We start from the raw sequence: 23,049 nt of genomic DNA, 5'->3' as shown, positions 1-23,049 counted from the left end.
GATGGTAGAGGTATTAAAATAACTGGAGATATAGGTGCAGGTGCTGGTATCTTATCTACTCAAAAAGAAAATTATGGAAGATTATCTTTAGTGAAAAATGATGGTAGAGATATAAATCTAGGTGGAACTAATCTTAGTGTTATTGGTATGGGTAAGGGTAGTTTTATCTCTCAAACTTCAGTTTCTTTAAGAGAATCTAAGGGTCAAATTGATGCAAAGACAGCGGATGCTATGGGCTTTAATTCTTATCAAGGTGGTGGAAAGCAAATTATAGCCGGTTTTAGTGCGGTTTCTGCTTATATGAGTGGAGGAGGTACTGGTTTTTCCGCAGGCTCTGGTTTTTCTGTAGGATCTGGTAAAAACATGTCTGTAGCTTTACAAGAGAGTGCTGTATTTGTTAAAGGCGGAAATACTGGAAATATGAGTGATGTTTATACTGTTTCCAAAGGTTCAGGTTTTTCATCAGGTTCTAATCAATCTCAATTTGCTGTTATGAAAATTTCAACAGATAATAAAGTAGGAGCTGTGAATGAAACTTCAGGTGTGACTACACTTAAAGGAGCTATGGCTGTGATGGATATCGCTGAAACTGCCATTAACAATCTAGACCAAATCAGAGCAGATATAGGTTCGGTGCAAAATCAAATCACATCAACTATCAACAATATCACCGTAACTCAAGTAAATGTGAAATCAGCTGAATCACAAATTAGAGATGTGGACTTTGCAAGCGAGAGTGCAAACTACTCTAAAGCAAACATCCTAGCTCAAAGTGGATCTTATGCGATGGCACAAGCAAATGCAAGCCAACAAAATGTATTAAGATTGCTTCAATAGAAATCCGATCTAAGCCTAGCTTTTTAGGCTTAGATTTTTACTTCTTTAAAAATTTTTAAAAACATTTTGTTTTTCTTCTATAAAATAAAAAGTTGGAATACTTCTTGCTTATATCCTTTTGATGCAATATTTTGAAAGGATTTAAAATGGGTTTTAGAATAAACACCAATATAGGTGCGTTGAATGCACATGCAAATTCGGTGGTTAATGCTAACGAGCTTGATAAGTCTTTAAGCAGACTTAGTTCTGGTCTTAGAATTAACTCAGCAGCAGATGATGCTTCAGGGATGGCTATTGCAGATTCTTTGCGTTCACAAGCAGCGACTTTAGGTCAGGCAATCAATAATGGTAATGATGCGATTGGTATCTTACAAACTGCCGATAAAGCAATGGATGAGCAACTTAAGATCTTAGATACGATTAAAACTAAGGCAACTCAAGCCGCTCAAGATGGACAAAGCTTAAAAACAAGAACCATGCTTCAAGCAGATATCAACCGCTTAATGGAAGAACTTGATAATATCGCTAACACAACAGCTTTTAATGGCAAACAACTTTTAAGTGGAAATTTTACCAATCAAGAATTTCAAATTGGCTCAAGCTCAAATCAAACCATCAAAGCAAGTATAGGGCCAACTCAATCTTCAAAGATTGGTGTGACAAGATTTGAAACTGGCTCTCAAAGTCATAATTCAGGTGTGGCAAGTCTTGTGATCAAAAATTATAATGGGGTTGAAGACTTTAAATTTCAAAGCGTTGTGATCTCAACTTCAGTAGGAACGGGTCTTGGAGCTTTGGCTGAAGAGATCAATAGAAGTTCTGATAAAACAGGAGTTAGAGCTACATATGATGTGAAAACTGTAGGGGCATATGAGATCAAAGCGGGCTCAACTTCAGAAGACTTTGCGATCAATGGGGTGATTATAGGCAAGATTGATTATAAAGATGGGGATGAAAATGGTCAGTTAGTTTCTGCAATCAATGCTGTAAAAGATACAACAGGGATTGAAGCTTCTAGGAATGAAAATGGTAAGCTTGTTTTAACTTCAAGAGATGGTAGAGGTATTAAAATAACTGGAGATATAGGTGCAGGTGCTGGTATCTTATCTACTCAAAAAGAAAATTATGGAAGATTATCTTTAGTGAAAAATGATGGTAGAGATATAAATCTAGGTGGAACTAATCTTAGTGTTATTGGTATGGGTAAGGGTAGTTTTATCTCTCAAACTTCAGTTTCTTTAAGAGAATCTAAGGGTCAAATTGATGCAAAGACAGCGGATGCTATGGGCTTTAATTCTTATCAAGGTGGTGGAAAGCAAATTATAGCCGGTTTTAGTGCGGTTTCTGCTTATATGAGTGGAGGAGGTACTGGTTTTTCCGCAGGCTCTGGTTTTTCTGTAGGATCTGGTAAAAACATGTCTGTAGCTTTACAAGAGAGTGCTGTATTTGTTAAAGGCGGAAATACTGGAAATATGAGTGATGTTTATACTGTTTCCAAAGGTTCAGGTTTTTCATCAGGTTCTAATCAATCTCAATTTGCACCTTTAAAGATTTCAACAGATAATAAAGCAGGTGCTACTTATAAAAATGCAGGTGTTACTACACTTAAAGGAGCTATGGCTGTGATGGATATCGTTGAAACGGCCACAACAAATCTTGATCAAATCAGAGCAGATATTGGTTCGGTGCAAAATCAACTCCAAGTTACGATCAACAACATCACCGTAACTCAAGTCAATGTCAAAGCGGCTGAATCAACCATAAGAGATGTGGACTTTGCAGCTGAGAGTGCGAATTTTTCTAAGTATAACATCTTAGCTCAAAGTGGATCTTATGCGATGAGTCAGGCTAATGCTGTTCAGCAAAATGTTTTAAAACTTTTACAATAATGAGGATATTTATCCTCATCTATATCAATTTTCTTTTTTCTAATTCATCTTGTAAAGGTATAATAGCTCTTTTTAAGATGATATTTTGCGCACTTGTCAATTCAAAAAAACTTTCGATTAAAGATTCATGAGCATAAAGCCAAGCAAAAAGTTTATTTTGCCTTTCACTTTCGTTTGTAAAATTTTTAACATATAAAGAAGCAATAATACTTTCTTCATGATGTAAGGTTGGTCCTAAAATTTCATTTAAAAAATCATAACGCTTTAATTCTATATGAGCTTTTAATTTATCTAAATTATGATTAATTTGATCTAGAGTGAGTTTTTGTTTTCCTCTTTTTAGATTTGCTAATTGATTTTTTACTTTTTTACATTCTTTTAAAAAAGTTTGAGTTAAAGAAATTTGTTTTTTGATTTTTTGGTAAGCTTTTAACATTAGTTTATTTCTTTGTTCTTTTGAAAGTTTAGGAATTTTAACTAAAGGTTTTTTAAGTTCTTTTGCAAGTAAAGTTTCACAAATTTCTTTAAAAGATTTTTCTATAGCGCCTTCTATCTTAGCTCCTCCTTCGGTACAGTTATAGGTTTTAACTTTATTTTTATTTGATGATATAAAATTTTCAAAAATTTCTCTAAATAAATTCCAAATTCTTGAGCTTTGAACGATACCTTCTCCTCCATAAGCTGTAGTTGTAAATTTATTAAAATCTCTTTCGTATTCTCCTTCATGGATTTTTTTATTGGAATAATTTTTAGTGTGAGTTTCTCCATCTTCGCTATAGGCTAGATCTTGTCCTATTAAAACTATATTTTTATAGTTTAAATTTACAGCTAATTCATAACACATATGAGATACGCTCATTCCGCCACTCATATAGCCAAATTCATGAATTCCTACAGAAGTAGCAAAAGGTAGAGGTCTAGTGACTAGTATATATTCTCTTTTGTTTTTTTCAAAATAATCAATTGTGTTTTTATGGGTTAAAGATGCTGCGATAAAAGTGATTCCTTGATCAAAATTTTTAAAATTATGATTAAAAAATTCCGATGTTAAATAATGTCTTTCCAAGGATAAAACATAATCAGGTTTGATATTATGATCTGCTAAAATAGGATAAGAACTATCGGCGCAAAATATAACTGCTTTATTATTATATTTTTTAAGCAAAGGTAATTGTTTATGAAGACTAGGTCCTGTTGCAACAATGATAGCTACATTTTCATCTTTGGAATTTCTTCTTTTTTTAAGTAAAGTATGATAGCTTGGATGATTGATCATCTTAGGAATATTTCGAACAAATTGTTCTATACCTTGCATTGCATCTTTTGGATCATTTCCTCTTCTAAGACTAATATTTTTAATAGCTTTAGAATTTAAAGTATTAACTTTTAACATGTCTTCTTCATAGCTTTTGTAAAAATCACAATGTAAATGTAAATTATAAGTTTTAAAAAATCGATTAATTTCTTTTAAAGAAAATATTGTATCAGTTTTGGTATAGTTTATATGAGGGGTATATATTAATATTAATCTACCTTTTCTTAATTCTTCACTAAAATCAAGCAAATTTAAAACAATAGATATGATTTCTATTTCTTTTTCAAAAACAACAATTCTTTTATGATTTTTATTTTGAAGTAAAGCTTTATATAAAATTCCATTACCTAAACCATAGAAAAATAAGGCTGGATATCTTTCATATTCTTTAAAGAATTCAATTTTTTCTTCTAGTTCTTTTAAAGGATTTTTATAGACTGTTTTTAAATTTCTTTTTTTTATGATATTGATATCTAAATTATCCTTGCCAAAAGTATAAGAAAATTCTCTAAGTTCTTTAATTTTTTTTAATTTTTCTTTAAGTTCATCATATTCATTATTACTCATAGCTTTTATATTTTTATTAAAAATTTCATTTTGCATTTTTGATTTTCCTTTCCCATTTTTTTAAATTTCTTTGTTCTAATTCATTTTCCAAAGGAGTAATATTTTCTATTAAAGCTTTTTCTTGGGCTTCAATATGCACATAAACCATTTTAAAAAATTCAATATGTTCTTTTACCCATAATAAAGATTTATTATAAGCATCTTCTGGGGTTTTTGGATTTAAAACATAAATTCTTGCTAAGTTAAGTTCAAATTGAGTTTGCAATGCTTCTAATGTTTCAATAAAGTCTATTTTTATTTCATCTTCAAGTTTAAGTTTAATTTTGTCAATTTCTATTATAAGATAATTAAGAACTTCTTTACCTTCTTCTAAGTTGGAAATTTGATTGAGATTTGAAAAACTTTCAAAAATATGATCGCAAGATTTTAAAAGCTCTTCTTTAAAATCTTTACAATGTTTTATGCTTTTATAAATTTTATAGTAACATTTTAGCAATAGTTCATTTTGTTTATCTTGGTTTAAATTCTCCACTTTAGGAAAAGGCTTTTTTAAATCTTTTTTAAGCAAAGTTTCGCAAACTTCTTTGAAAGGTTTTTCTATAGTTCCTTCTATCCTAGCTCCTCCTTCAGTACAATTATAGGTTATATAGGTTTTTAATTGATTTGCTTCAAAAATGTGTTTTTCTAAGGTATATTTAAAGATATTCCAAAGTTTTTTAGTAGGAATTAATTTTTCTCCACCATAAGCTACGGTCTTTAGATCGTAAGTAATTTTACTTGTATCTTCATTATCAAAATTTCCAAAAATATGTTCATTTGGATGAGAGCTTCCATCTTCAGCATAAGCTAGATCTTGCCCTATAAAAATAATATTTTTATGATTTAAAAATATAGCCAATCCATATGCCAGATGGGCTACGCTATGTCCTCCAAATAAACCGCTAAATTGAACTAATTTTAAATACATTGCAAATTCATTTTTTCGATAAGATAATAAAAAATTTCTATTATTTTTCTTTAAATTTTCTATGGTTTGAGGATGGGTTAAATGAGTTGTTATAAATATAATGCCTTTATCAAAATCTCCAAAATCATTGTTAAAAAATTTAGAAGTTGGAAAAATTCTTTCTAAAGATAAAACATAATCAGGTTTTATATCGTGTTTTGCTAGTATAGGATACGCGCTATCAGCTGCTATAATGGTTGCTTTATTTGCATATTTTTTAAGAGTGTCAAGTTGTTTAGTAAGACTAGGTCCAGTTGAAATGATGATAGCTGTATCGCTAAGATTTTTTCTTTGTTTGAGTAGATTTTGATAAGGGGTATGAGTTAGCATGATTGGAAGATTACAAATAAACTGTTTTATACCTTGTAAAGCGTCTAAAGAATCATTTCCAAAATCTAATATAATATCTTTAAAACTTTTTGCAAGATTATCATTTAGATTTAAAATATCATCATGATCTTTTTCATAATAATTGCTACTAAGTTCTAAAAAATAAGTTCTAGAAAATTTAAAAAAAAGATTGCTTGAACATAGTTCATGATAATCTTGAAGTTCTAAAACATTAATATCAAACAATAAAAGTTTATTTCCACTTAATTCTTGCGAAAAATCTAAAAGATGGAATATAATTTTAATGATCTCTAATTCTTTTTCAAAGACAACTAAATGCTTACAATGTTTATTTTTTAAAAGAGCTTTAAATAAAATTCCATTTCCAAAACCATAAAAATAAAGCACAGGATATAAAAGATATTTTTCATTGTAGGTTTTTAGCATAGCATCTAGTTCTTTTATGGTATCTTTATAAAGAAAAGTGTTATTTCTTGTATCTCTAAGATTGATATCTAGACTATCCTTGCCTAAGATAAGTTCATAATGAGTGATTGCTAATTCTTTGAGTTTTTCTTTTAAATCAGGATTTTTTAGCGAATTTATATTTTTATTAAAAAGTACAATTTGGTTTTTATTAAATTTCATAAATCCTCCATTTTGATTTATGAAATATCGTCATTTTTGTATTTTTCTAAAGCCTCATTGATGGTTTTATTTTGAGTATTTAAGTATTCTAAAGCTTGCAACCACCATGCTTTTTGGGTGATTAAAAATTCTTTGATTTTTTCTTTTTGATCATTTTCATTTAAAACTTCATAACGTAAAATTTCGCATTCATTGTGATAATATATAGCTTGTGTGATTTCATTAAACAATTTTAATTTTTCAAATTCACTAAAAAATTTTAAAAGATTTTTTTTGATTTTTTCTAAAGTTGATAAATTAAGTTCGGATTTATTGAGTTCAAAATCAAGTTTTTTAAGTTCATTTTGACATTTTTTGATGAATTCTTCACTTTGTTTGACATTTTTAGCAAGAAGTTTTTGGGTTTGTAAAAATTTATTTTTTATTTCATTTTTTTCTAAATTTTTAGGAAATCTAAAAGGTTTTTTTAAATTTTCCTTAAGCAGTGTTTCACAAATTTCTTTAAAAGGTTTTTCTATAGTCCCTTCTATTCTAGCTCCACCTTCAGTGCAATTGTAGGTGTTAATCTGTAATTTTTCTTTTGCCCAAAAAATATCTTTTTCGTAAGCTTGGCGAAATAAATTCCAAGTCAGTTGTGTTCTTACTTGTTTTTTGCCACCATAAGCAAGGGTATAAACTTCCCCGCGTATTTCATCGCCTTGACTCCCATGTATATGTTCTTCCGGATGAGAACTTCCATCTTCAGCATAAGCTAGATCTTGCCCTATTAAAATGATATTTTCATGTCTTAAGCTACCAGCTAATTCATAAGCCATATTTGCAACACTTGCTCCAACGCCTATATAGCCAAATTCCTTAAGATTTAAAGATGAGGCAAAAAGTAATGGACGATGCACTAACATGTAGTTTTTTTGATTTTGTTCTAAATATTTGATCGTGTTTTCATGGGTTAGCGAAGCAATGATAAATAAAATATCTTGATCAAATTCTTTAAAATCATTGTTAAAAAATTCAGAAGTCAATGACACCCTTTCTAAAGACAAAACATAATCAGGCTTGATGTTATACTTTGCTAAGATAGGATAAGAAGAATCTGCTGCTATAATTGTAGCTTTATTTGCGTATTCTTTTAGTAAAGGCAATTGCTTGATAAGACTAGGGCCTGTTGAAACGATGATAGCATTTTTTACTTTACCTTTTCTTTCTTTTAAGAAGTCTTGAAAAATTCCATGACTTAAAAGTTTAGGAAGATTGCTTAATACATGTTTAATCCCTATGTTAGAATCATATGGATCATTTCCCTTAGCTAAAACAATAAAGCGAATATTTTCGATCAAAATTTGATTTAGATTTTGTATTTGCTTGGTATAAAATTTAAGGTAAAAATCGCTATGAATAAAAAGATTAAAAATTTTAACACTTTTTTGAATACTTTCAAACATAAAAAGAGCATTAAGTTGTGCAGTGGTGATACTTGGAGTGTGAAAGAGTATGAGTTTTTCATTTCTTAATTCTTTGGTAAAATCAGTAAAATAAAAAGCTAAGGCTAAAATTTCAAGCTCATCTTCAAAAACGATGATATGTTTATGATTTTTATTTTCACATAAGGCTTTATAAAGTTTGCCATTTCCAAAACCATAAAAAAACAAAACCGGATATTTAAAGTATTGATTTTTATAAAGATTTAAATTTTCTATAAAATCTTTTTTAGGATTTTCATAAATTTTTTTCAAATTGTTTGTAAAATTAATACCATCTTCATTGATCTTGGCTTGGAAATTTTCAAATTTTTGCAAAGCTCTTAGTTTATAAGCTAAAATTTGATCCACTTCAAAAAGCGCTTGAGTATTTTTTAAAAAAAGTTCTTTATCCAATAATTTTGCCTTTTATTTAAAATCTTTTTCTTTTAAGGCATCGCCAAATTCGATATCTCTTGTGGCTTTTTTGCCTAAAATTTCTTGATAAAATTTAGGATGAAGCCCAAAAGAAGGACGTACAGATTTTATATTTTCTTCGCTAAAAATTTCACCTTTTTTGATATCTTTGCTTGCATATAAACTTCTTGCAAAAGTGCGATTTTTTAAAGTTTTTTCATTAAGTTCTAAAGAGCCATCTCCTAAAGCACTTTCAGCTTCTCTTACGGCCTCAACCATGGCTTTAAATTCATCAAAATCAAGGCTAAATTTAGCATCTTCACTTTCTAAATTTTTATCAATCATAAAATGTTTTTCGATTACTCTAGCTCCAAGCGCTACGGCCATAACTGGAGCTAAATGTCCAAAACTATGATCGCTTAGTCCCACTTCTACACTAAATTTTTCTTTTAAGCTTGAAATAGCTTTTAAATTCATATCACTGATTTTTGCAGGATAAGCTGAAGTGCATTTTAAAAATATCAATTGTGGATTTTTTTCCTCTCTAAAAATTTCACAAATTCTAAAAAGCTCTTCTTCGCTTGCAATGCCCGTAGAAACGATCGTGGTTTTGTTTTCTTTGGCTATATAGCGGATCAATTCTTCATCGTTAGCTTCAAAGGAGGCGATTTTATAAGCTATAGGATCAAATTGTTTTAAAAAATCCACATCTTTTTTTGCAAAAGGACTTGAAAAGCAGAGTATACCTTCATCTTTGGCGGTTTGAAAAATTTGTTCGTGCCACTCATAAGGGGTTTTAGCGCTTTCATAAAGTTCATAGAGTCTGCGTTTATCCCAAAGCCCACCTTTGATGATAAAATCTTCTTTATCGCTATCAAGCGTAAGGCTATCTGGGGTATAGGTTTGAATTTTTATCGCATCTGCTCCGGCTTTTTTAGCTGCTTTGATGCTTTTGAGTGCAAGATCTAAGCTTCCGGCATGATTGGCGCTTAATTCTGCTATGATAAATACTTTTTGATCTGTGTTAAAATTTCCTATTTGCATTTAAATTCCAAACTAATTTTTAAAATAATATCGGTAAAATTACTTTTATAAATTATAGCATAATTTAAGGAAAGAAAATTGAACAGCTTAGAAGAAAAAATCAGCAATCATTTTAATACTTTAGAAACACTTTATACAGGTTCTGGAACAAGTGCTTTGTTTTTGATTTTTAAATATCTAAAATCAAAAAATAAAAACAAGGTTTTAATCCCTAGTTTGGTTTGTCCGCAAGTGGCTAGTGTGGCTTTAAAAGCAGGTGTTGAGGTGATTTTTGCAGATGTGAGTTTGGATGATTATACTCTTATCTTTGAGAGTTGTAAAAAAAATTATGATGAAAATCCTTATGATGTTTTAGTTTTAGTTCATCTTTACGGACATTTTTGTGATGAAAAAATTATTAATTTTTGTAAAGATAAGAATATATTTATCATCGAAGATTGTGCGCAAACTTATCAAATCAATCCAAAATGCGATTTAAGTATCCTAAGTTTTGGTCATACTAAATTTTTAGAAAATGACTTATGGGGTGGAGCGATTTTAAGTTCAAAAATATCCTTAAATTCTTTGAGGGATTTTAATAAGGAATTAACCTTAAGAGTTGATAAACAAAAATTTGAAGAATATCGCTTGAAATATTACTCTTTAAATCCCAAAGATGAAAATTATTTTAAAAATCTTAAAAATTTGCTTTTAGATTATACCTTTGTTTTTGGAAGTGATAATAATCCTTATTTGGAAGAAAAACTTTCTAAGCTTAGCAATATATGTGAAAAACGCAAAGAAAATATGCAAATTTATCAAAATTTTTTAAAACACGAACTCATTTTGCATCCAAAGTTCAATTTAAATTCTATATCTTGGCGTTACACCTTTAGATATTTGGGCGATAGAGAAAAATTACTTGAAAATTTAAGAAAAAATGGGATTGATTGTTCTTCTTGGTATTTGCCATCACATTTGATTTTTGGAGGAAAAACTCAAAAAAATTCAGAAATTTTAAGTAAAGAACTTATCAATTTGTGGTGTGATGAAAAAATAAGCAAAGATCAGATCAAGGATAGTATAAAAATAATCCTATCTTTGTTATAATTTTTGCAATTTTTTACAAGGACTTAAAATGAATACTCAAGAAAAATGGCACGAAATGCACTCTCAAAAAAGACATCAACCACGCTATCCTGGTAGCGATTTGGTTGCTTTTGTTTTAAAAAATTTTAAGAAAAATGATCAAATTTTGGATCTAGGTTGCGGGGGGGGGCGACATGTTAAGTTCTTAGCTGAGAATGATTTTATCGCTTATGGAGTGGATTATTCTGCTAATGGTATTAAAGCAACGCAAGAATTGCTAGATTTGTATAAACTAAAAGCAGAATTAAAAATCGCAAGTGTCGATAATATCCCCTATGAAGATGAAAAATTCGAAGGTGTGATTTGTTATGGTGTGCTTTATTATAATTCTAAAGAAGTTATAGAAAAAGCGGCTAAAGAAATTTATAGGGTTTTAAAAAAAGATGGTATTGCTTATATGGTCGTAAGAAATACGAACGATTATCGTTATTTGAACAATGAAAAAATTTCAAAATATGAAGTGTTTATTGATGAAAAGGACGCTTTAAAATCTGCTTTTAAAGAAAATGGAATGAAAATGTATTTTTTTGATAAAGATGAGGTAAGAAGAGTGTTTGGTGATTTTAAACAAATAGAAATCAATTCTTTAAGAAAAACTCATGCGAATGATAGTTTTGCGGATGAAAATTTTTTAGTGATTTTAAGGAGATAGTATGAATTTAGATGAAAAACTTAAAAAAAATGAAAGATTGGAAAGTAAACGTTCTTATTATATAACAGAATATATATATCGTGTTTTGATTATCCAAAAATTTATTCTTTTACCTTTGGCTGAAAAGACTAATATTAAGCCCAATCAAGTTACTATTACTGCAGGTATTTTTGCCTTTTTGTCTCTTGTAATGCTTTTTAATCATTATGCAATTTTGGCTGGAATTTTATACTTGATTTATGATTTTTTAGATCATGTTGATGGCATGCTTGCGAGATATAAAAATTTATCCAGTAAATTAGGACACTATTTAGATCTTTTTGTTGACACATTGGCTTTTAATGGTGCTTTTATAGTTGTTTATTTAACTTATGAAATTTCAATTTATCCCGTTATTTTTGTTTTATTTGCTATGAATCTACACTCATTAATTTGTCCTTTTGTTATTGTTAAAAAGCTTAAGACTTTAAAAAATATTAAAAGATTTGGAATTAAGAAGTTTTTTTTAGACAGGGGATTTATTTTGGGAATTGACGCAAGTTTGCTTTCTATTTTAATTTCTGTATCATTTATAAGCGAGTATTTTACTTTCTTTTTTTATTTAATTGGTTTGATATATTTATTTGATTTATTTTATCGTAGTGTAGAATTATATAGAAATTTAAAAGAAAACAATATTTGAACTGAAAAGTATATTTTTTGTAAAAAATATTTATTATGTTGAAAGTGACAAAGTAGAGTATTTTTTAAGAAGCAACTTAAGATAATTGAGTTGCTTTAATATAAATTTCAGGATCATCATCTTTTGAAATTTTTAAATAATAATACCCTTTAGAATCCATCAATGAAGAAGAATATGAAAAATCTTTCTCATTGTCAATAAAAAGCATTTCTTCTACAATCATTTGAGGTTTTAGGGTTTTTATTTTTTTATAAAACTCATAGTCTTCTTTGGTGAAAATCATTTTAACTAGACAAAAATTTTCAGCTTTTTTATTTACTTTTTGTAATTCTTGTTTTAAAGAACTTTGGATTAAGAATTGTAAATAATCTATATTATAAGAATGATGTATAAGTACATCACGCCACCCTCCAGCCCTCGTAGCTATTTCTATTATAAATACTTTTAAAAGATCTTTTTCTTTATCAAGTTTAATTTCTATATGAGAGGCGCCAAAATCGATTTTAAAAGCATTTAAAACCTTAATAATTTCACTTTCGATTAATTGCTTTTCAAAATGATTAACTCTTGCAGGTATAAGTTGTTGCGTCTCTAAAAAGTCATCCGCAAATTCACCCTCTCTTAAATATTCTTCTGTGATAGCTACGATTTGGTGTTTGCCATGAGAACTTATCGTTTCTACGCTAAATTGTCTTCCTTTTAGAACTTCTTCAGCTAAAACGATTTTATTGTAAGATAAATCCTTAGCTTCATAGTAACGCTTTTTTAAATTCTCTTTATCAAATACTTTTACAACTCCTCTTCCAGCACTTCTATCACTTGGTTTTATAATAATAGGAAATTGAGTAATTTGCTCTAAATCTTTTTCATCTTTGAGTATAAAATATTTAGCATGATTGATATTATATTTTTCAAACACTTTTTTCATTAAGCTTTTATCGGTAGTATTTTTAGCACATTCGTAAGAATTAGTTCCAAGATTGAGTTTTTCTCCGATATAACATGCTGTTAAATTTCCAAGTTCTGTAGCAGCAGTAGCAACGCCTACTATATTAAATTTTATAGCTAATTCTAGAATTTTTTCTTTATCTGCAATAGAAATAGGGTGAAAATAATCTGCTAAATCTTTACAAAAACAATTTTCATCATAATCAAAAACATGAGTAATAAAATCTTTTTTTATTTTTAATACTAAATTTGCCTGTAAATCACCACCACCGATGATAAAAAAATGCTTATCTTTCATGAATTCTCTTAAATTAATTTAATTTAAATTATAGCAAAATATTACAAAAATATAAAATTTATACATCGATTTTTTAACTATGTAAATATTTTTTACCTAGTCTGTACAATCGGGATAAATTTTTATTATAAATTTTTTACCATCTTTATAAAAAAATGCCGGAAATTCTTCATTGCTTACTGTTCTTAAAAGATTAAATTGTTCGTTTATGGTTTTATTAATATCTAATTGGCTATTTTTTGGTGTTCTTTTAGGATAAAAACTTTCTTCACCTTTTTGTTTTTTTGCTTTAATATTTGGGTAATTTTTTAAAAAAGTTAAGCACAAATCTATGGTGCATTGAGCTTGTTTTTTTCTAAGCTCTTCATATAGTTCTAAGCCATTTAATTTTAGAGTTTTTTGAATATAAATATCTCCATTATCCATTTTTTCATCAGCTTCAAATAGGGAGAATACGATTTCATTTTTTCCTTCATTAATTTGATAAAAAAGTGGAGACCATCCTTTGCCTTGAGGTAATTTTGAAGCATGGATGATTATATTATGCTTATTTTTGTCTAAAAATTTTTTTTCGATAATTTTGTGATATGAAAGAATAAATACTATGTCAAAATTTTTAATTTCTTCATGAGAATAAAAAAGTTGAGAGTTATTGATAAGTTTTTGAAGCTGTTTTGCATACTCTATAAACCATTGTTTTGGGGATGTTAATATGGCTATTTTCATGCTGCAAACCTTTGATCAAAAGGTAAGCAAAATTTTATTCTACCCCCCCCCCGTAATTAGATAAATACAAATTAAGCATATTTTTATTTTCCTTTTCAATTTTAAAATCATTGTTAAGATAAAGTTTTAAGGCTTTATCATTATTTTTAAAGACCTGTGCTTTTAGTGTTTTCATTTTTAAAATCTCAAAGGCATATTTTTTAACCTCATCCATTAAAATTTGCCCTACACCTTTTAAATCAGGCCTTGCATAAAGTCCAAAATAGCAACTTTCTTTTTTAATATTAACAAAATCGATCACACCTATAGCCTCTTTATCTTTAAACACTAAAAAATATTTTTTACTCATATCTTGTTTTAAATTATGGATAAAATTCTTATGTTCTTGCATATCGAAGTTCTTAGTGTGCATAAATTCATTAACTTTTTTATCGTTTCTCCATTGCCAAACTAGGGTGATTTCTTGCTCATTAAGCTCTATGAATTTTTTTAACTCAATCAAATTTTGTACTCCACTTCATAGCCTTTTTTAGCAAGCCAATCAGCCGTTGGCCTTTGATTTTCAACATAGCAAATAGCTTTAAATTTAGCCTTTAAAAGTAATGCTTCATTGATTAAAGAGCTTGCACTGATGATGAGTTTTTCACTTTCATTCATCAGTTTAGCGATATTGTCACAATCGATAAAAAGCTTTATATTGGGATTTTCTTTGACTAAAATTTTAAGTTTTTTAAGGTTTTTATTTGAAGAGCTTGTGGCGATGGCTATTTTTTTGTTGCTTGGAAGATCACTTGCTATTTTTAAAGAAAGATTTTTTATATCTGTTCCCCCTAAACAGATGAAAAAATCCCATATTTTCTCTCTTTTTTCCTTAGCTTCGATATAAAACTCATCCCTAATTAAAGCGTAGGAAAATCCGCATCTAAGCTCACACTTAAAAGGAACTAAGCCTTCATAATCACTCGCTTTTGCACAGGCGTTGACATTGAGTAAAATATCGCAATGATGGGGATTTACAGTGTCATCAAAGCTTAAAATTTTAATTCCAGTTTCGAGTTTGATCAATTTTTCATCATCAGCTGTAATTTCATAATGATCAATCACAAGCAAATCAAATTTATGCTCTTTGATAAGATGGATAAGTTCATAAATACTAGCACTTTGCAATTCAAAAACAGGATAAGGAATTTCATCGATCAAAGAGCCTTCTAAAGGCAAACAAGCAAAGCTTACATCTTCGTATTGTTTTGCTAAAACTAGATCACGTTTAATATGTCCAAAGCCTATTTGAGTTGAACTATCACTTCTAAATAAAACTTTCATAATTTACCCTATAAAGTATCTTTGCAAATTTCAAATCTTGAGGTGTATCGATATCGCAAACCAAATTCCTTGGCAGTAAAAATACACTAGAATGCGGTCTAAACATAAAATCATTTTCAAGCCAAGCTTTGCTAGTGCCAAAATAAAAAGCTCCCGCATCATGATAAGCTTTAGTAAGATCTTGAGAGCGGCTTTGGTAGTATTTTTCATCAAACATATAAACTTGTTTTTTTTCATCCAAATAAAAAGCTCTTTGTATAGGATAGTCAAATTCGCAAGCGCTAAATAAAAATTGGCTTTTATTTTTTATAAAATTTTCAAAGGCTTGTTTTAAGATATCAGCACTGATAAGCGGTGCTGTAGCATAAAGACAACAGACATGATCATAATTTTGCCCTTGTTTTTGCAAAATTTGTATCACATCTTGGATTACAGCAGTGCTTGAAGCATAATCATCGCTTAAATGAGTGGATCTTTTAAAAGGTACTTTTGCGCCAAATTTTAAAGCTGTTTCGATAATCTCTTCATCATCACTTGAAACGATAACTTCATCAAAAATTTGCGAATTTAAAGCACTTTCTATACTATAAGAGATTAAAGGTTTTCCTAAAAAATCTATGATATTTTTTCTAGGAATTCTTTTTGACCCTCCGCGCGCAGGTATAATGCAAAGATTTTTCATATTTTCCACTTTTATTTTTTATTTTATTTTACCAAATTTTAAGTATAATCATCTTTAAAATATTAAAAGGTTATCAATGCTTGTCAATAAAACTTATGAAATTTCTTCTTGTGATGATGTAGAGCTTAATATTAAAAGAACTTCAAAACTAGAATATCGTATAACTTATGATGATGAAAAAGAAATGAAAGCTATAGTTTTTGTAATTGGTGGATATGGGGCTAATGCTAATATCTCTTTACTAGATTTTGATAGAGAATATATCGCTAAAAAATTTGATGTCGTTGTAGTGAATGTTTTTTATCATTGTTTTTGTCAAAGAAGATCCAATGAAGAAAAGTACAGTGCTTATAAAAAATTTGAACCAGAAGATATAATTACATTAAAAGAAAATTTAACTCAATTTAATTTAGTTACAAAAGATGAAATTACTTCTCAAAATGCTCCATTGATTGCTAAAATGTTAGTAGAACATATATCAAATTTAAAATCAAATAACCAAATTCCACAAGATTACAAAGCTTGCTTTACTTCAACTTTTATCCCACCCAATGATGAATATCAAAACTATGGCATTATGGCTGCTATTGATTTTATCAATACCTTAAAAGATATTGTTAAAAATTACCCACAATTTGCAAATTTACCAAAGATCTACGGTGGAGGATCGTATGGTGGATACTTATCTTTACTTATAGCTAAAATTGCTCCTTGGTGTGTGGATGGTGTGATTGATAATTCAGGAGATGCTTTACCTTCTTTGGCGTATTTATTAGGTAGGGATACTGGATTATGTGATTATTATGAAGATTTATCTAATAGTTCTATTCGTTTTTTTGTCAAAACCCATTGGACAAGAAAAGATCCTAATTCTCCTTATTATTTTAAAGATGAAAATTATATGATAAGAGCGATTTTAAATTCTTCTCATCTTATTCTTGGGGCTAATGCTAATCCAAATATAATTTATGTTTCTTATCACAGCACTAAAGATATTAATACTCCTGCTAAAGATAAAATAGAACTTTATAAATGTTTAAAACAACTTAATCTTGATGCAACTTTACATTTAATCCAAGATGAAAAGGATATCGATGGTAAATATATTAGAAGTTTAGAACATGGTATGAGGTTAAATAATAGAACTCTATTTAAAAAAGAACTTCCTTTAATGCTTGAAAAATTAAAAGATAGAAAATTTCCTATGAAAGAAAATTCTATTTCTTATCCTTGTAAAAACAAAGTTTTTAAATTTAAAGATGAAGGGGATAAATTTAAGCTTGAGATTATTTAAATTCTGTTTAAAATATCAAAAGGTTATCAATGCTTGTCAATAAAACTTATGAAATTTCTTCTTGTGATGATGTAGAGCTTAATATTAAAAGAACTTCAAAACTAGAATATCGTATAACTTATGATGATGAAAAAGAAATGAAAGCTATAGTTTTTGTAATCGGTGGATATGGAGCTAATGCTAATATTTCTTTTTTAGACTTTGATAGAGAATATATCGCTAAAAAATTTGATGTCGTTGTGGTGAATGTTTTTTATCATTGTTTTTGTTCTAGAAAAAGTGTTGATGAAAAATATAACCCTAAACTTGTTCCAAATAAAGAAGATTTAATACATATTAATCAGATCTTAAAAAATATTGATTTAGCACATATAAAAGCAGATGAAAATAATTTTTCTCAAATCATTCCTATTATTGATGAGCAATTAGAAACTATGAAACAAAGAGGACAAATCAAGTTAAATCAAAAAGTAGAATTAACTTGCGATTTTATCCCACCTAATGATGAATATCAAAACTATGGCATTATGGCTGCTATTGATCATATCAATGCCTTAAAAGATATCGCTAAAAATTATCCACAATTTGCAAATTTACCAAAGATCTACGGGGGGGGGTCATACGGTGGATACCTTTCTTTACTTATAGCTAAAATTGCTCCTTGGTATGTGGATGGAGCGATTGATAATTCAGGGCCTATTTTGCCAAATTTAAACTATATACTTGGTAGAGATATACAGCAGCCAGAATTTGTTTTTTCAAATAAAAATACAAATATTTATTGCTTTTTGAAAACCCATTGGACAAGAAAAGATCCTAATTCACCTTATTATTTTAAAGATGAAAATTATATGATAAGAGCGATTTTAAATTCTTCTCATCTTATTCTTGGGGCTAATGCTAATCCAAATATAATTTATGTGTCTTATCATAGTGCTAAAGATTTGCTTGTATGCGCTCAAGATAAAATAGAACTTTATAAATGCTTAAAGCAACTTAATCTTGATGCAACTTTACATTTAATCCAAGATGAAAAAGATATCGATGGTAAATATATTAGAAGTTTAGAACATGGTATGAGGTTAAATAATAGAACTCTATTTAAAAAAGAACTTCCTTTAATGCTTGAAAAATTAAAAAATAAAAAATTTCTTATGAAGGAAAATTCTATTTCTTATCCTTGCAAAAATAGAGTGTTTAAATTTAAAGATGAAGGGGATAAATTTAAGCTAGAAATTATCTAAAAGATAAAAATTTTTATCCCAAATTTAACTTTATATTTAGATTTTTAAACTTGCTTGAAATAAATTCAAACAAGTTAATCTTTCATGGCAAGTTCTAACATTTGCTTAATGCTTGCAAAACTTTCAAAATTTTCAGGAGTGATGAACTTTGCTTTTAAGGTTTTTTTATAGTGTTTTTCTATCTCACTAACCAAAGCCATCATATCTACACTGTCAATAATATCTTCGCTAATCAATTCTTCCATATTCTCATCAACATCAGCTCTGCCTATATTGATAAAAAACTGTTTAATCTCTTTCATTTTCTCTCCTTAAAGTTCTTTATAATAATTTCTATCAATCTTACCATTTTGATTGAGTTTAAAACTATCTATTCTTTTAAAATGTTTAGGTATCATGTAAAGAGGTAATTTATCTTTTAAAAACATTCTAAAATCAATTTCTTCTTTACTCTCATAAAAACAAATGATCTCTTCTTTAAAAATACAAGCAGAGTTTCTTACTTTATCATGAGAGTTAATAATACTTTCTATTTCTCCTAATTCTATTCTATGACCCATGTATTTAATCTGATTATCCGCTCTTCCATAACACAATAATTCTTCAAATTCATTATAAGCAACAATATCTCCTGTTTTATAGAGTAAATCTAAATAATTATCATGCAAAGGATTTTGTATAAAAGCTTTGTTTGTTTTTTCTTTATCATTGTAATATCCTAAGGATAAAGAAGTTCCTCTTATATATAATTCTCCTTTTTTGCCTATTTCTTTAGGACTTATATAATTCATATTCTCATCAAAGACTAGAAGTTCTGTATTTTTACAAGCTTTACCTATAGGTAAGAGTTCATCATCTTTGAAAGGGCGGTTGATAGTATAAAAACAAGCAATGATTGTGATTTCAGTAGGACCATAAAGATTGGCAAATAAACTTTGAGGTAGATGTTCTCTCCAAATGTTTAATTGTTTATTGGGCATGATTTCGCCTGCAAAGAGTATTTTTTTTAAATTTAATAAATTAAAATCATCCAAGGCTTCAGTATTCGCAAAATAAATCAACACTGAAGGCACCCAAAAGATTGTACTTACTTTTTCTTGTTCTAAGCATTGTAAGACTTTAGCAGGAAAGGCAAAGATATGATTAGGGATGATGTGCAAAGTCGCACCTTTAAATATGGTTGCCATAATATCTGAAACCGAAACATCAAAATAAAATTGAACTTGATTAGCTAAAATATCATTTTTATTAATATCAAATTCATCGCAAAACCAAAACATATAATCAATCACACTCTTATGAGCTATACTTACTCCTTTAGGAATTCCAGTACTCCCACTAGTAAAAAGTACATAAAGTAAATTAGTATCGATATGGTTTTCTTTAGCTTTAGTGATTAGATTTTCATCGATATTAAAACTTTGAAAATCTTGTGTATAAAGAGTAGGTAAATTTAAATCTAGTTTTAATTCTTTAGAAGTGATTAGAAGTTTTGGTTTTAAAACTTCTATAACTTTTTCTATTCTTTCTTTAGGACTTTTTTCATCTAAGAGTGTATAAAAGTTTCCACTTAAGGCTACACCAAAAAAAGAAATCAAACAATCAATGCCTTTAGGTAAGATAATAAGAATGGCTTTTTGTAAAGGTAAGGTATTATTATCTAAAGTTCTTAAAATTTCACTAGCAACTTTTTTAGAATAAAGATCAAATTCTTTATAAGTGATTTCTTTTTTACCTTCTTTGGCAAAAGGTTCAACAAAGGCTATTTTTTCACTAAAGTTTTCAACACTTTTTTCTAGGAAGTTATAGATGTGGGTGAGCATGATTTTCCTTGTTTGCAGTCTTTTGATATTCTATCTTATTTTCTTTTAATTAATGTTTAATTGAGATTATAGGTAAATTCTTAGAATAAAATATTATTTTAATATTTTTAAGGATTTGTTAATTTAGATATAGTTAATTTATAAAAAATGTGTTAGAATATATTAATCTTTATTTAATAATAGACGATATTAGGATGTATTAATATTTTCATGATTTTTTGGAGATTTTTATGGATAAAAAAGAATTTTTAAAAGCCATTGCTGAAATTTTAATGACAGATGAGGATGACTTAAAAGAAGAAATGGAGCTTAATTCTTTTTCGGATTTTGATAGTATTGCTTTTTTACAGATTATTACTCTATTTGAGCAGGAACTTAAATTGGAAATTGATCTCGAAGCAATTAGAAAGTTACACACTGTTAAAGATTTGTTAAAGCTTGGAAACTTTGTATAATTTATGAATATGGATTGATTAAAGTGAAGTTAAAAAATGTAAAAATTTCTTATGTATGTGGGATTTTTCCTTCTAAAAAGGTTCAAAATATAGATAATCCTTATTTTGATGAAATAACTAAAGGTAAAATTATTCATCTTTCGGAAATTAAAGAGCGTTACGTTTTAAATAGAGATGCTAATGAAACCATGATGAGTCTTTATAAAAAAGCAGGTTTGCAAACCATTGAAAAATTGGGCTGGAAAAAAGAAGAAGTCAAAGGAGTAATTGTTGTTTCGCAAAGTCATGAATATAGATTTCCTTCTACAGCGGTTTTATTGCAAGATGAATTAGGATTAAGTAAGGATTGTTTTGCTTATGATGTGGTAATGGGGTGTTCAGGATATATTTATGGACTTTTTTGTGCCATGAGTCATTTAAATGAAAATTGTGATAAAATTTTAATGTTTGTAGGAGATTCGGTTAATGATTTTATCTACTCTAAAAATAGATCAGTGGCTTTTTTGTTTAGTGATGCAGCTAGTTGTACAGCTTTGGAATATGCTTCAGGTTTTGAGGCGGATTTTATATTTGAAACCGATGGATCGGGAAGAAATGCCATAATCGTTCCGCATGGTGGAAGTGCACATCCTATATGTGAAGATTCTTTTAAAGAATACCAAGATGAAGATGGAAATATTAATATTAAATCTTGTATGGAGATGAAGGGTTTGGATGTCTTTGTTTTTATTTGTCAGAATGTTCCAAATGTTATTTTAAAGCTTTTAAGAATACAAAATTTAGAAGTTGAAGATATTAGTAGTTTCTTTCTTCATCAAGCAAATTATTATGCTTTAATTCAAATTAGGAAAAAATTAAAAATTAAAAATGAGTGTTTGCCGCTTGAAAAGAACTATGGAAATACTTCTTCTGCTTCTATAGCAATTTTATTAGCAGAGGAAAAATCTTGCCAAAAATCAAATGTGATTATGGCGGGTTTTGGAGTAGGCTTATCTATAGGAGTTGTTTTTTTTAATAAACTTGATTTTAAAAGTGAATTATTGTTTGCTTAATTTAATAAGGAGGATAAATAAAAATGAATAAACAAGAAATGTTTAAAGCGCTAGAAGAAATTTTGATGTTAGATGAAGGAATGCTAAAAGAGGATAGCGTTTTGGCTGATTTTGAAGATTGGGATAGTTTGGCTTTTTTGAGTTTAATAACTCTTTTTGATGCAAAATTGCAAATGAATATTACTTCAGATCAAATCGCTAGTTTGAAAACTGTATCAGATGTTTTAAAATTAGCTAAAATTGATTAATTTGGAGCTTGAGTATGCAAAAATTTCATCAAGGAAGCATAGCACATATTTGTTCTGTTGTGCCAAGTAAAAAAATTGTAAATTCTCAAATTGACAATTTTGATGAAAAAGATAAGAAAAAGATCATTAAGCAAATCGGCGTTGAGCAAAGATATATTCTTAATAAAGATAAAGAAAAAATCAGTGATTTGTATTTAATGGCAGCTGATGAAACCTTAAAAACTCTTTCTTGGGATAAAGATAGTATTGATGCTATTATAGTGGTTTCTCAAAGTAATGAATTTCGCTTTCCAGCTATGGCTTGTTATTTACAGGGAGTTTTGGGATTAAGGAAGGATAATTTCTTAGCTTTTGATGTGAATTTGGGTTGTAGTGGTTATGTTTATGGGCTTAATATCGCTTACAATTATATCGCTAATGGCTTAAAACGAATCTTGCTTTTTACTGGTGATGTAAGTAGTGATGTGGTGGATTTCAATGCTAGAGACACTGCTTTTCTTTTTGGAGATGGTGTAAGTTGTACTGCAATTGAAAACAAAGCTTGTCAGAGTTATTTTTGTTTTAAGACTTTGGGTGAAGGATATGATTGCATCATAGCTCCTTATTGGGGGGGGGTATATGCAAATGAAAGGGGTTGAAGTCTTCGATTTTACTCTTAAATACTTGCCTTTAGAATTTAAAAAAATACTAGAGTTTGCTTCTTTAAAAAAAGAAGAACTTACTAAATTGTATTTTCATCAGGCTAATACTTTTTTGCTTTCTTATTTAGAGGAAAAACTAGGCGTTCAAGGAAAGCTTCCAAATAATATGAAAAATTTTGGAAATACAAGTTCAAATTCTATCCCTTTACTTATCAGCGATACTAAGGATCAAGATTATAAAAATGTGATGCTTATGGGTTTTGGAGTCGGCTTTTCTATAGGAACTTGCATCTTAGAAAATTTGGATTGTTCTTGTAGTTTAATTTATAAAAAATAATGAATT

The 23,049-nt window shown here is 28.6% G+C and carries 23 protein-coding genes; 12 read left to right on the top strand and 11 right to left on the bottom strand.

What is annotated here, in order from left to right:
• Positions 1-837: flagellin (locus tag CQA75_RS03185; RefSeq protein WP_281276518.1), on the top strand; the 837-nt coding region annotated here is incomplete at its 5' end.
• 146 nt (positions 838-983) lie between these two features.
• On the top strand, positions 984-2,726 hold the full coding sequence (locus CQA75_RS03180; RefSeq protein ID WP_137623615.1) for a flagellin A: 1,743 nt from the start codon (positions 984-986) through the stop codon (positions 2,724-2,726).
• Positions 2,727-2,745: 19 nt separating this feature from the next.
• On the opposite strand, the gene CQA75_RS03175 is transcribed toward CQA75_RS03180, so the two are convergent.
• From CQA75_RS03175 to pseI, 4 genes are read right to left on the bottom strand one after another with little or no spacing between them, the layout of a single operon-like run.
• Positions 2,746-4,644 carry a motility associated factor glycosyltransferase family protein gene (locus tag CQA75_RS03175; protein WP_137623614.1) on the bottom strand — a complete coding sequence of 633 codons (1,899 nt, stop codon included), beginning with the start codon at positions 4,642-4,644 and terminating at the stop codon, positions 2,746-2,748.
• Entirely contained in the window at positions 4,634-6,592 is a 1,959-nt protein-coding gene (locus CQA75_RS03170; RefSeq protein WP_137623613.1) for a motility associated factor glycosyltransferase family protein, read from the bottom strand. The genes CQA75_RS03175 and CQA75_RS03170 overlap by 11 nt, the downstream gene beginning before the upstream one ends.
• 17 nt (positions 6,593-6,609) lie before the next feature.
• Complete coding sequence (locus tag CQA75_RS03165) at positions 6,610-8,466, bottom strand: motility associated factor glycosyltransferase family protein (RefSeq protein ID WP_137623612.1); 1,857 nt, start codon at positions 8,464-8,466, stop codon at positions 6,610-6,612.
• Between the two features lie 12 nt (positions 8,467-8,478).
• Entirely contained in the window at positions 8,479-9,510 is a 1,032-nt protein-coding gene (gene pseI / locus CQA75_RS03160; RefSeq protein WP_137623611.1) for a pseudaminic acid synthase, read from the bottom strand.
• 78 nt (positions 9,511-9,588) lie between these two features.
• Between pseI and CQA75_RS03155 the strand changes: the two genes are divergently transcribed.
• From CQA75_RS03155 to CQA75_RS03145, 3 genes are read left to right on the top strand one after another with little or no spacing between them, the layout of a single operon-like run.
• Entirely contained in the window at positions 9,589-10,599 is a 1,011-nt protein-coding gene (locus CQA75_RS03155; RefSeq protein WP_137623610.1) for a DegT/DnrJ/EryC1/StrS family aminotransferase, read from the top strand.
• Positions 10,600-10,627: 28 nt separating this feature from the next.
• On the top strand, positions 10,628-11,290 hold the full coding sequence (locus CQA75_RS03150; protein ID WP_137623609.1) for a class I SAM-dependent methyltransferase: 663 nt from the start codon (positions 10,628-10,630) through the stop codon (positions 11,288-11,290).
• A 1-nt stretch (position 11,291) separates the two neighbouring features.
• Positions 11,292-11,972 carry a CDP-alcohol phosphatidyltransferase family protein gene (locus CQA75_RS03145; RefSeq protein WP_137623608.1) on the top strand — a complete coding sequence of 227 codons (681 nt, stop codon included), beginning with the start codon at positions 11,292-11,294 and terminating at the stop codon, positions 11,970-11,972.
• A 76-nt stretch (positions 11,973-12,048) separates the two neighbouring features.
• Here the strand turns inward: CQA75_RS03145 and CQA75_RS03140 are convergent, their stop codons facing one another.
• The 5 genes from CQA75_RS03140 to pseF all read right to left on the bottom strand — a co-directional run bounded on the left by CQA75_RS03140 (position 12,049) and on the right by pseF (position 15,949).
• Positions 12,049-13,218, bottom strand: coding sequence for an ATP-grasp domain-containing protein (locus tag CQA75_RS03140; protein WP_137623607.1), 1,170 nt, complete (start codon positions 13,216-13,218; stop codon positions 12,049-12,051).
• A gap of 96 nt (positions 13,219-13,314) precedes the next feature.
• Positions 13,315-13,944: a formyltransferase family protein gene (locus CQA75_RS03135; protein ID WP_137623606.1), complete on the bottom strand. Its 630-nt coding sequence runs from the start codon at positions 13,942-13,944 to the stop codon at positions 13,315-13,317.
• Positions 13,945-13,978: 34 nt separating this feature from the next.
• The gene (gene pseH, locus CQA75_RS03130) at positions 13,979-14,446 is read right to left on the bottom strand and encodes a UDP-4-amino-4,6-dideoxy-N-acetyl-beta-L-altrosamine N-acetyltransferase (RefSeq protein ID WP_137623605.1); all 468 of its coding nucleotides are present in this window, start codon (positions 14,444-14,446) and stop codon (positions 13,979-13,981) included.
• Positions 14,443-15,267, bottom strand: coding sequence for a UDP-2,4-diacetamido-2,4,6-trideoxy-beta-L-altropyranose hydrolase (gene pseG, locus CQA75_RS03125; protein WP_137623604.1), 825 nt, complete (start codon positions 15,265-15,267; stop codon positions 14,443-14,445). Before pseG ends, pseH begins: the two co-directional genes overlap by 4 nt.
• Entirely contained in the window at positions 15,251-15,949 is a 699-nt protein-coding gene (gene pseF / locus CQA75_RS03120; protein WP_137623603.1) for a pseudaminic acid cytidylyltransferase, read from the bottom strand. The genes pseG and pseF overlap by 17 nt, the downstream gene beginning before the upstream one ends.
• Positions 15,950-16,025: 76 nt before the next feature.
• On the opposite strand from pseF, the gene CQA75_RS03115 reads away from it, so the two are divergent.
• Together CQA75_RS03115 and CQA75_RS03110 are read left to right on the top strand one after the other, a co-directional pair.
• The gene (locus CQA75_RS03115; protein WP_137623602.1) at positions 16,026-17,243 is read left to right on the top strand and encodes a DUF2920 family protein; all 1,218 of its coding nucleotides are present in this window, start codon (positions 16,026-16,028) and stop codon (positions 17,241-17,243) included.
• A gap of 29 nt (positions 17,244-17,272) precedes the next feature.
• Positions 17,273-18,487, top strand: a complete 1,215-nt coding sequence (locus tag CQA75_RS03110) for a DUF2920 family protein (protein ID WP_137623601.1) — start codon at positions 17,273-17,275, stop codon at positions 18,485-18,487.
• A 74-nt stretch (positions 18,488-18,561) separates the two neighbouring features.
• Here the strand turns inward: CQA75_RS03110 and CQA75_RS03105 are convergent, their stop codons facing one another.
• Positions 18,562-18,789, bottom strand: a complete 228-nt coding sequence (locus CQA75_RS03105; protein WP_137623600.1) for an acyl carrier protein — start codon at positions 18,787-18,789, stop codon at positions 18,562-18,564.
• A 9-nt stretch (positions 18,790-18,798) separates the two neighbouring features.
• Entirely contained in the window at positions 18,799-20,310 is a 1,512-nt protein-coding gene (locus CQA75_RS03100; protein WP_137623599.1) for an amino acid adenylation domain-containing protein, read from the bottom strand.
• 230 nt (positions 20,311-20,540) lie between these two features.
• Between CQA75_RS03100 and CQA75_RS03095 the strand changes: the two genes are divergently transcribed.
• Genes CQA75_RS03095 through CQA75_RS03075 form a run of 5 tightly spaced genes read left to right on the top strand, consistent with a single transcriptional unit; the run spans position 20,541 to position 23,043 of the window.
• Positions 20,541-20,765 carry an acyl carrier protein gene (locus tag CQA75_RS03095; RefSeq protein WP_137623598.1) on the top strand — a complete coding sequence of 75 codons (225 nt, stop codon included), beginning with the start codon at positions 20,541-20,543 and terminating at the stop codon, positions 20,763-20,765.
• Between the two features lie 23 nt (positions 20,766-20,788).
• A complete protein-coding gene (locus CQA75_RS03090) occupies positions 20,789-21,817 on the top strand; it encodes a ketoacyl-ACP synthase III (RefSeq protein WP_137623597.1) in 1,029 nt (342 codons plus the stop codon).
• 23 nt (positions 21,818-21,840) lie between these two features.
• Positions 21,841-22,065 carry a phosphopantetheine-binding protein gene (locus CQA75_RS03085; RefSeq protein WP_137623596.1) on the top strand — a complete coding sequence of 75 codons (225 nt, stop codon included), beginning with the start codon at positions 21,841-21,843 and terminating at the stop codon, positions 22,063-22,065.
• Between the two features lie 14 nt (positions 22,066-22,079).
• The gene (locus CQA75_RS03080) at positions 22,080-22,703 is read left to right on the top strand and encodes a beta-ketoacyl-[acyl-carrier-protein] synthase family protein (protein ID WP_137623595.1); all 624 of its coding nucleotides are present in this window, start codon (positions 22,080-22,082) and stop codon (positions 22,701-22,703) included.
• Positions 22,684-23,043 (top strand): 3-oxoacyl-[acyl-carrier-protein] synthase III C-terminal domain-containing protein, encoded by a 360-nt coding sequence (locus CQA75_RS03075; RefSeq protein ID WP_137623594.1) that lies wholly within the window; start codon positions 22,684-22,686, stop codon positions 23,041-23,043. Before CQA75_RS03080 ends, CQA75_RS03075 begins: the two co-directional genes overlap by 20 nt.
• Positions 23,044-23,049 lie beyond the last annotated feature (6 nt).

It is taken from the genome of Campylobacter taeniopygiae (genome assembly GCF_005406225.1).
Classification (GTDB): domain Bacteria; phylum Campylobacterota; class Campylobacteria; order Campylobacterales; family Campylobacteraceae; genus Campylobacter_D; species Campylobacter_D taeniopygiae.
Note: the sequence above shows the minus strand (reverse complement) of the source record. Positions and strands in the feature narration are given on the sequence as shown.

Bases quoted from the DNA above. Each gene is read 5' to 3' on its own strand.
- CQA75_RS03180 (WP_137623615.1), top strand. From the start codon at position 984: ATGGGTTTTAGAATAAACACCAATATAGGTGCGTTGAATGCACATGCA.
- CQA75_RS03175 (WP_137623614.1), bottom strand. From the start codon at position 4,644: ATGCAAAATGAAATTTTTAATAAAAATATAAAAGCTATGAGTAATAAT.
- CQA75_RS03170 (WP_137623613.1), bottom strand. From the start codon at position 6,592: ATGAAATTTAATAAAAACCAAATTGTACTTTTTAATAAAAATATAAAT.
- pseI (WP_137623611.1), bottom strand. From the start codon at position 9,510: ATGCAAATAGGAAATTTTAACACAGATCAAAAAGTATTTATCATAGCA.
- CQA75_RS03150 (WP_137623609.1), top strand. From the start codon at position 10,628: ATGAATACTCAAGAAAAATGGCACGAAATGCACTCTCAAAAAAGACAT.
- CQA75_RS03145 (WP_137623608.1), top strand. From the start codon at position 11,292: ATGAATTTAGATGAAAAACTTAAAAAAAATGAAAGATTGGAAAGTAAA.
- CQA75_RS03140 (WP_137623607.1), bottom strand. From the start codon at position 13,218: ATGAAAGATAAGCATTTTTTTATCATCGGTGGTGGTGATTTACAGGCA.
- CQA75_RS03135 (WP_137623606.1), bottom strand. From the start codon at position 13,944: ATGAAAATAGCCATATTAACATCCCCAAAACAATGGTTTATAGAGTAT.
- pseG (WP_137623604.1), bottom strand. From the start codon at position 15,267: ATGAAAGTTTTATTTAGAAGTGATAGTTCAACTCAAATAGGCTTTGGA.
- pseF (WP_137623603.1), bottom strand. From the start codon at position 15,949: ATGAAAAATCTTTGCATTATACCTGCGCGCGGAGGGTCAAAAAGAATT.
- CQA75_RS03115 (WP_137623602.1), top strand. From the start codon at position 16,026: ATGCTTGTCAATAAAACTTATGAAATTTCTTCTTGTGATGATGTAGAG.
- CQA75_RS03110 (WP_137623601.1), top strand. From the start codon at position 17,273: ATGCTTGTCAATAAAACTTATGAAATTTCTTCTTGTGATGATGTAGAG.
- CQA75_RS03105 (WP_137623600.1), bottom strand. From the start codon at position 18,789: ATGAAAGAGATTAAACAGTTTTTTATCAATATAGGCAGAGCTGATGTT.
- CQA75_RS03100 (WP_137623599.1), bottom strand. From the start codon at position 20,310: ATGCTCACCCACATCTATAACTTCCTAGAAAAAAGTGTTGAAAACTTT.
- CQA75_RS03095 (WP_137623598.1), top strand. From the start codon at position 20,541: ATGGATAAAAAAGAATTTTTAAAAGCCATTGCTGAAATTTTAATGACA.
- CQA75_RS03085 (WP_137623596.1), top strand. From the start codon at position 21,841: ATGAATAAACAAGAAATGTTTAAAGCGCTAGAAGAAATTTTGATGTTA.
- CQA75_RS03080 (WP_137623595.1), top strand. From the start codon at position 22,080: ATGCAAAAATTTCATCAAGGAAGCATAGCACATATTTGTTCTGTTGTG.
- CQA75_RS03075 (WP_137623594.1), top strand. From the start codon at position 22,684: ATGCAAATGAAAGGGGTTGAAGTCTTCGATTTTACTCTTAAATACTTG.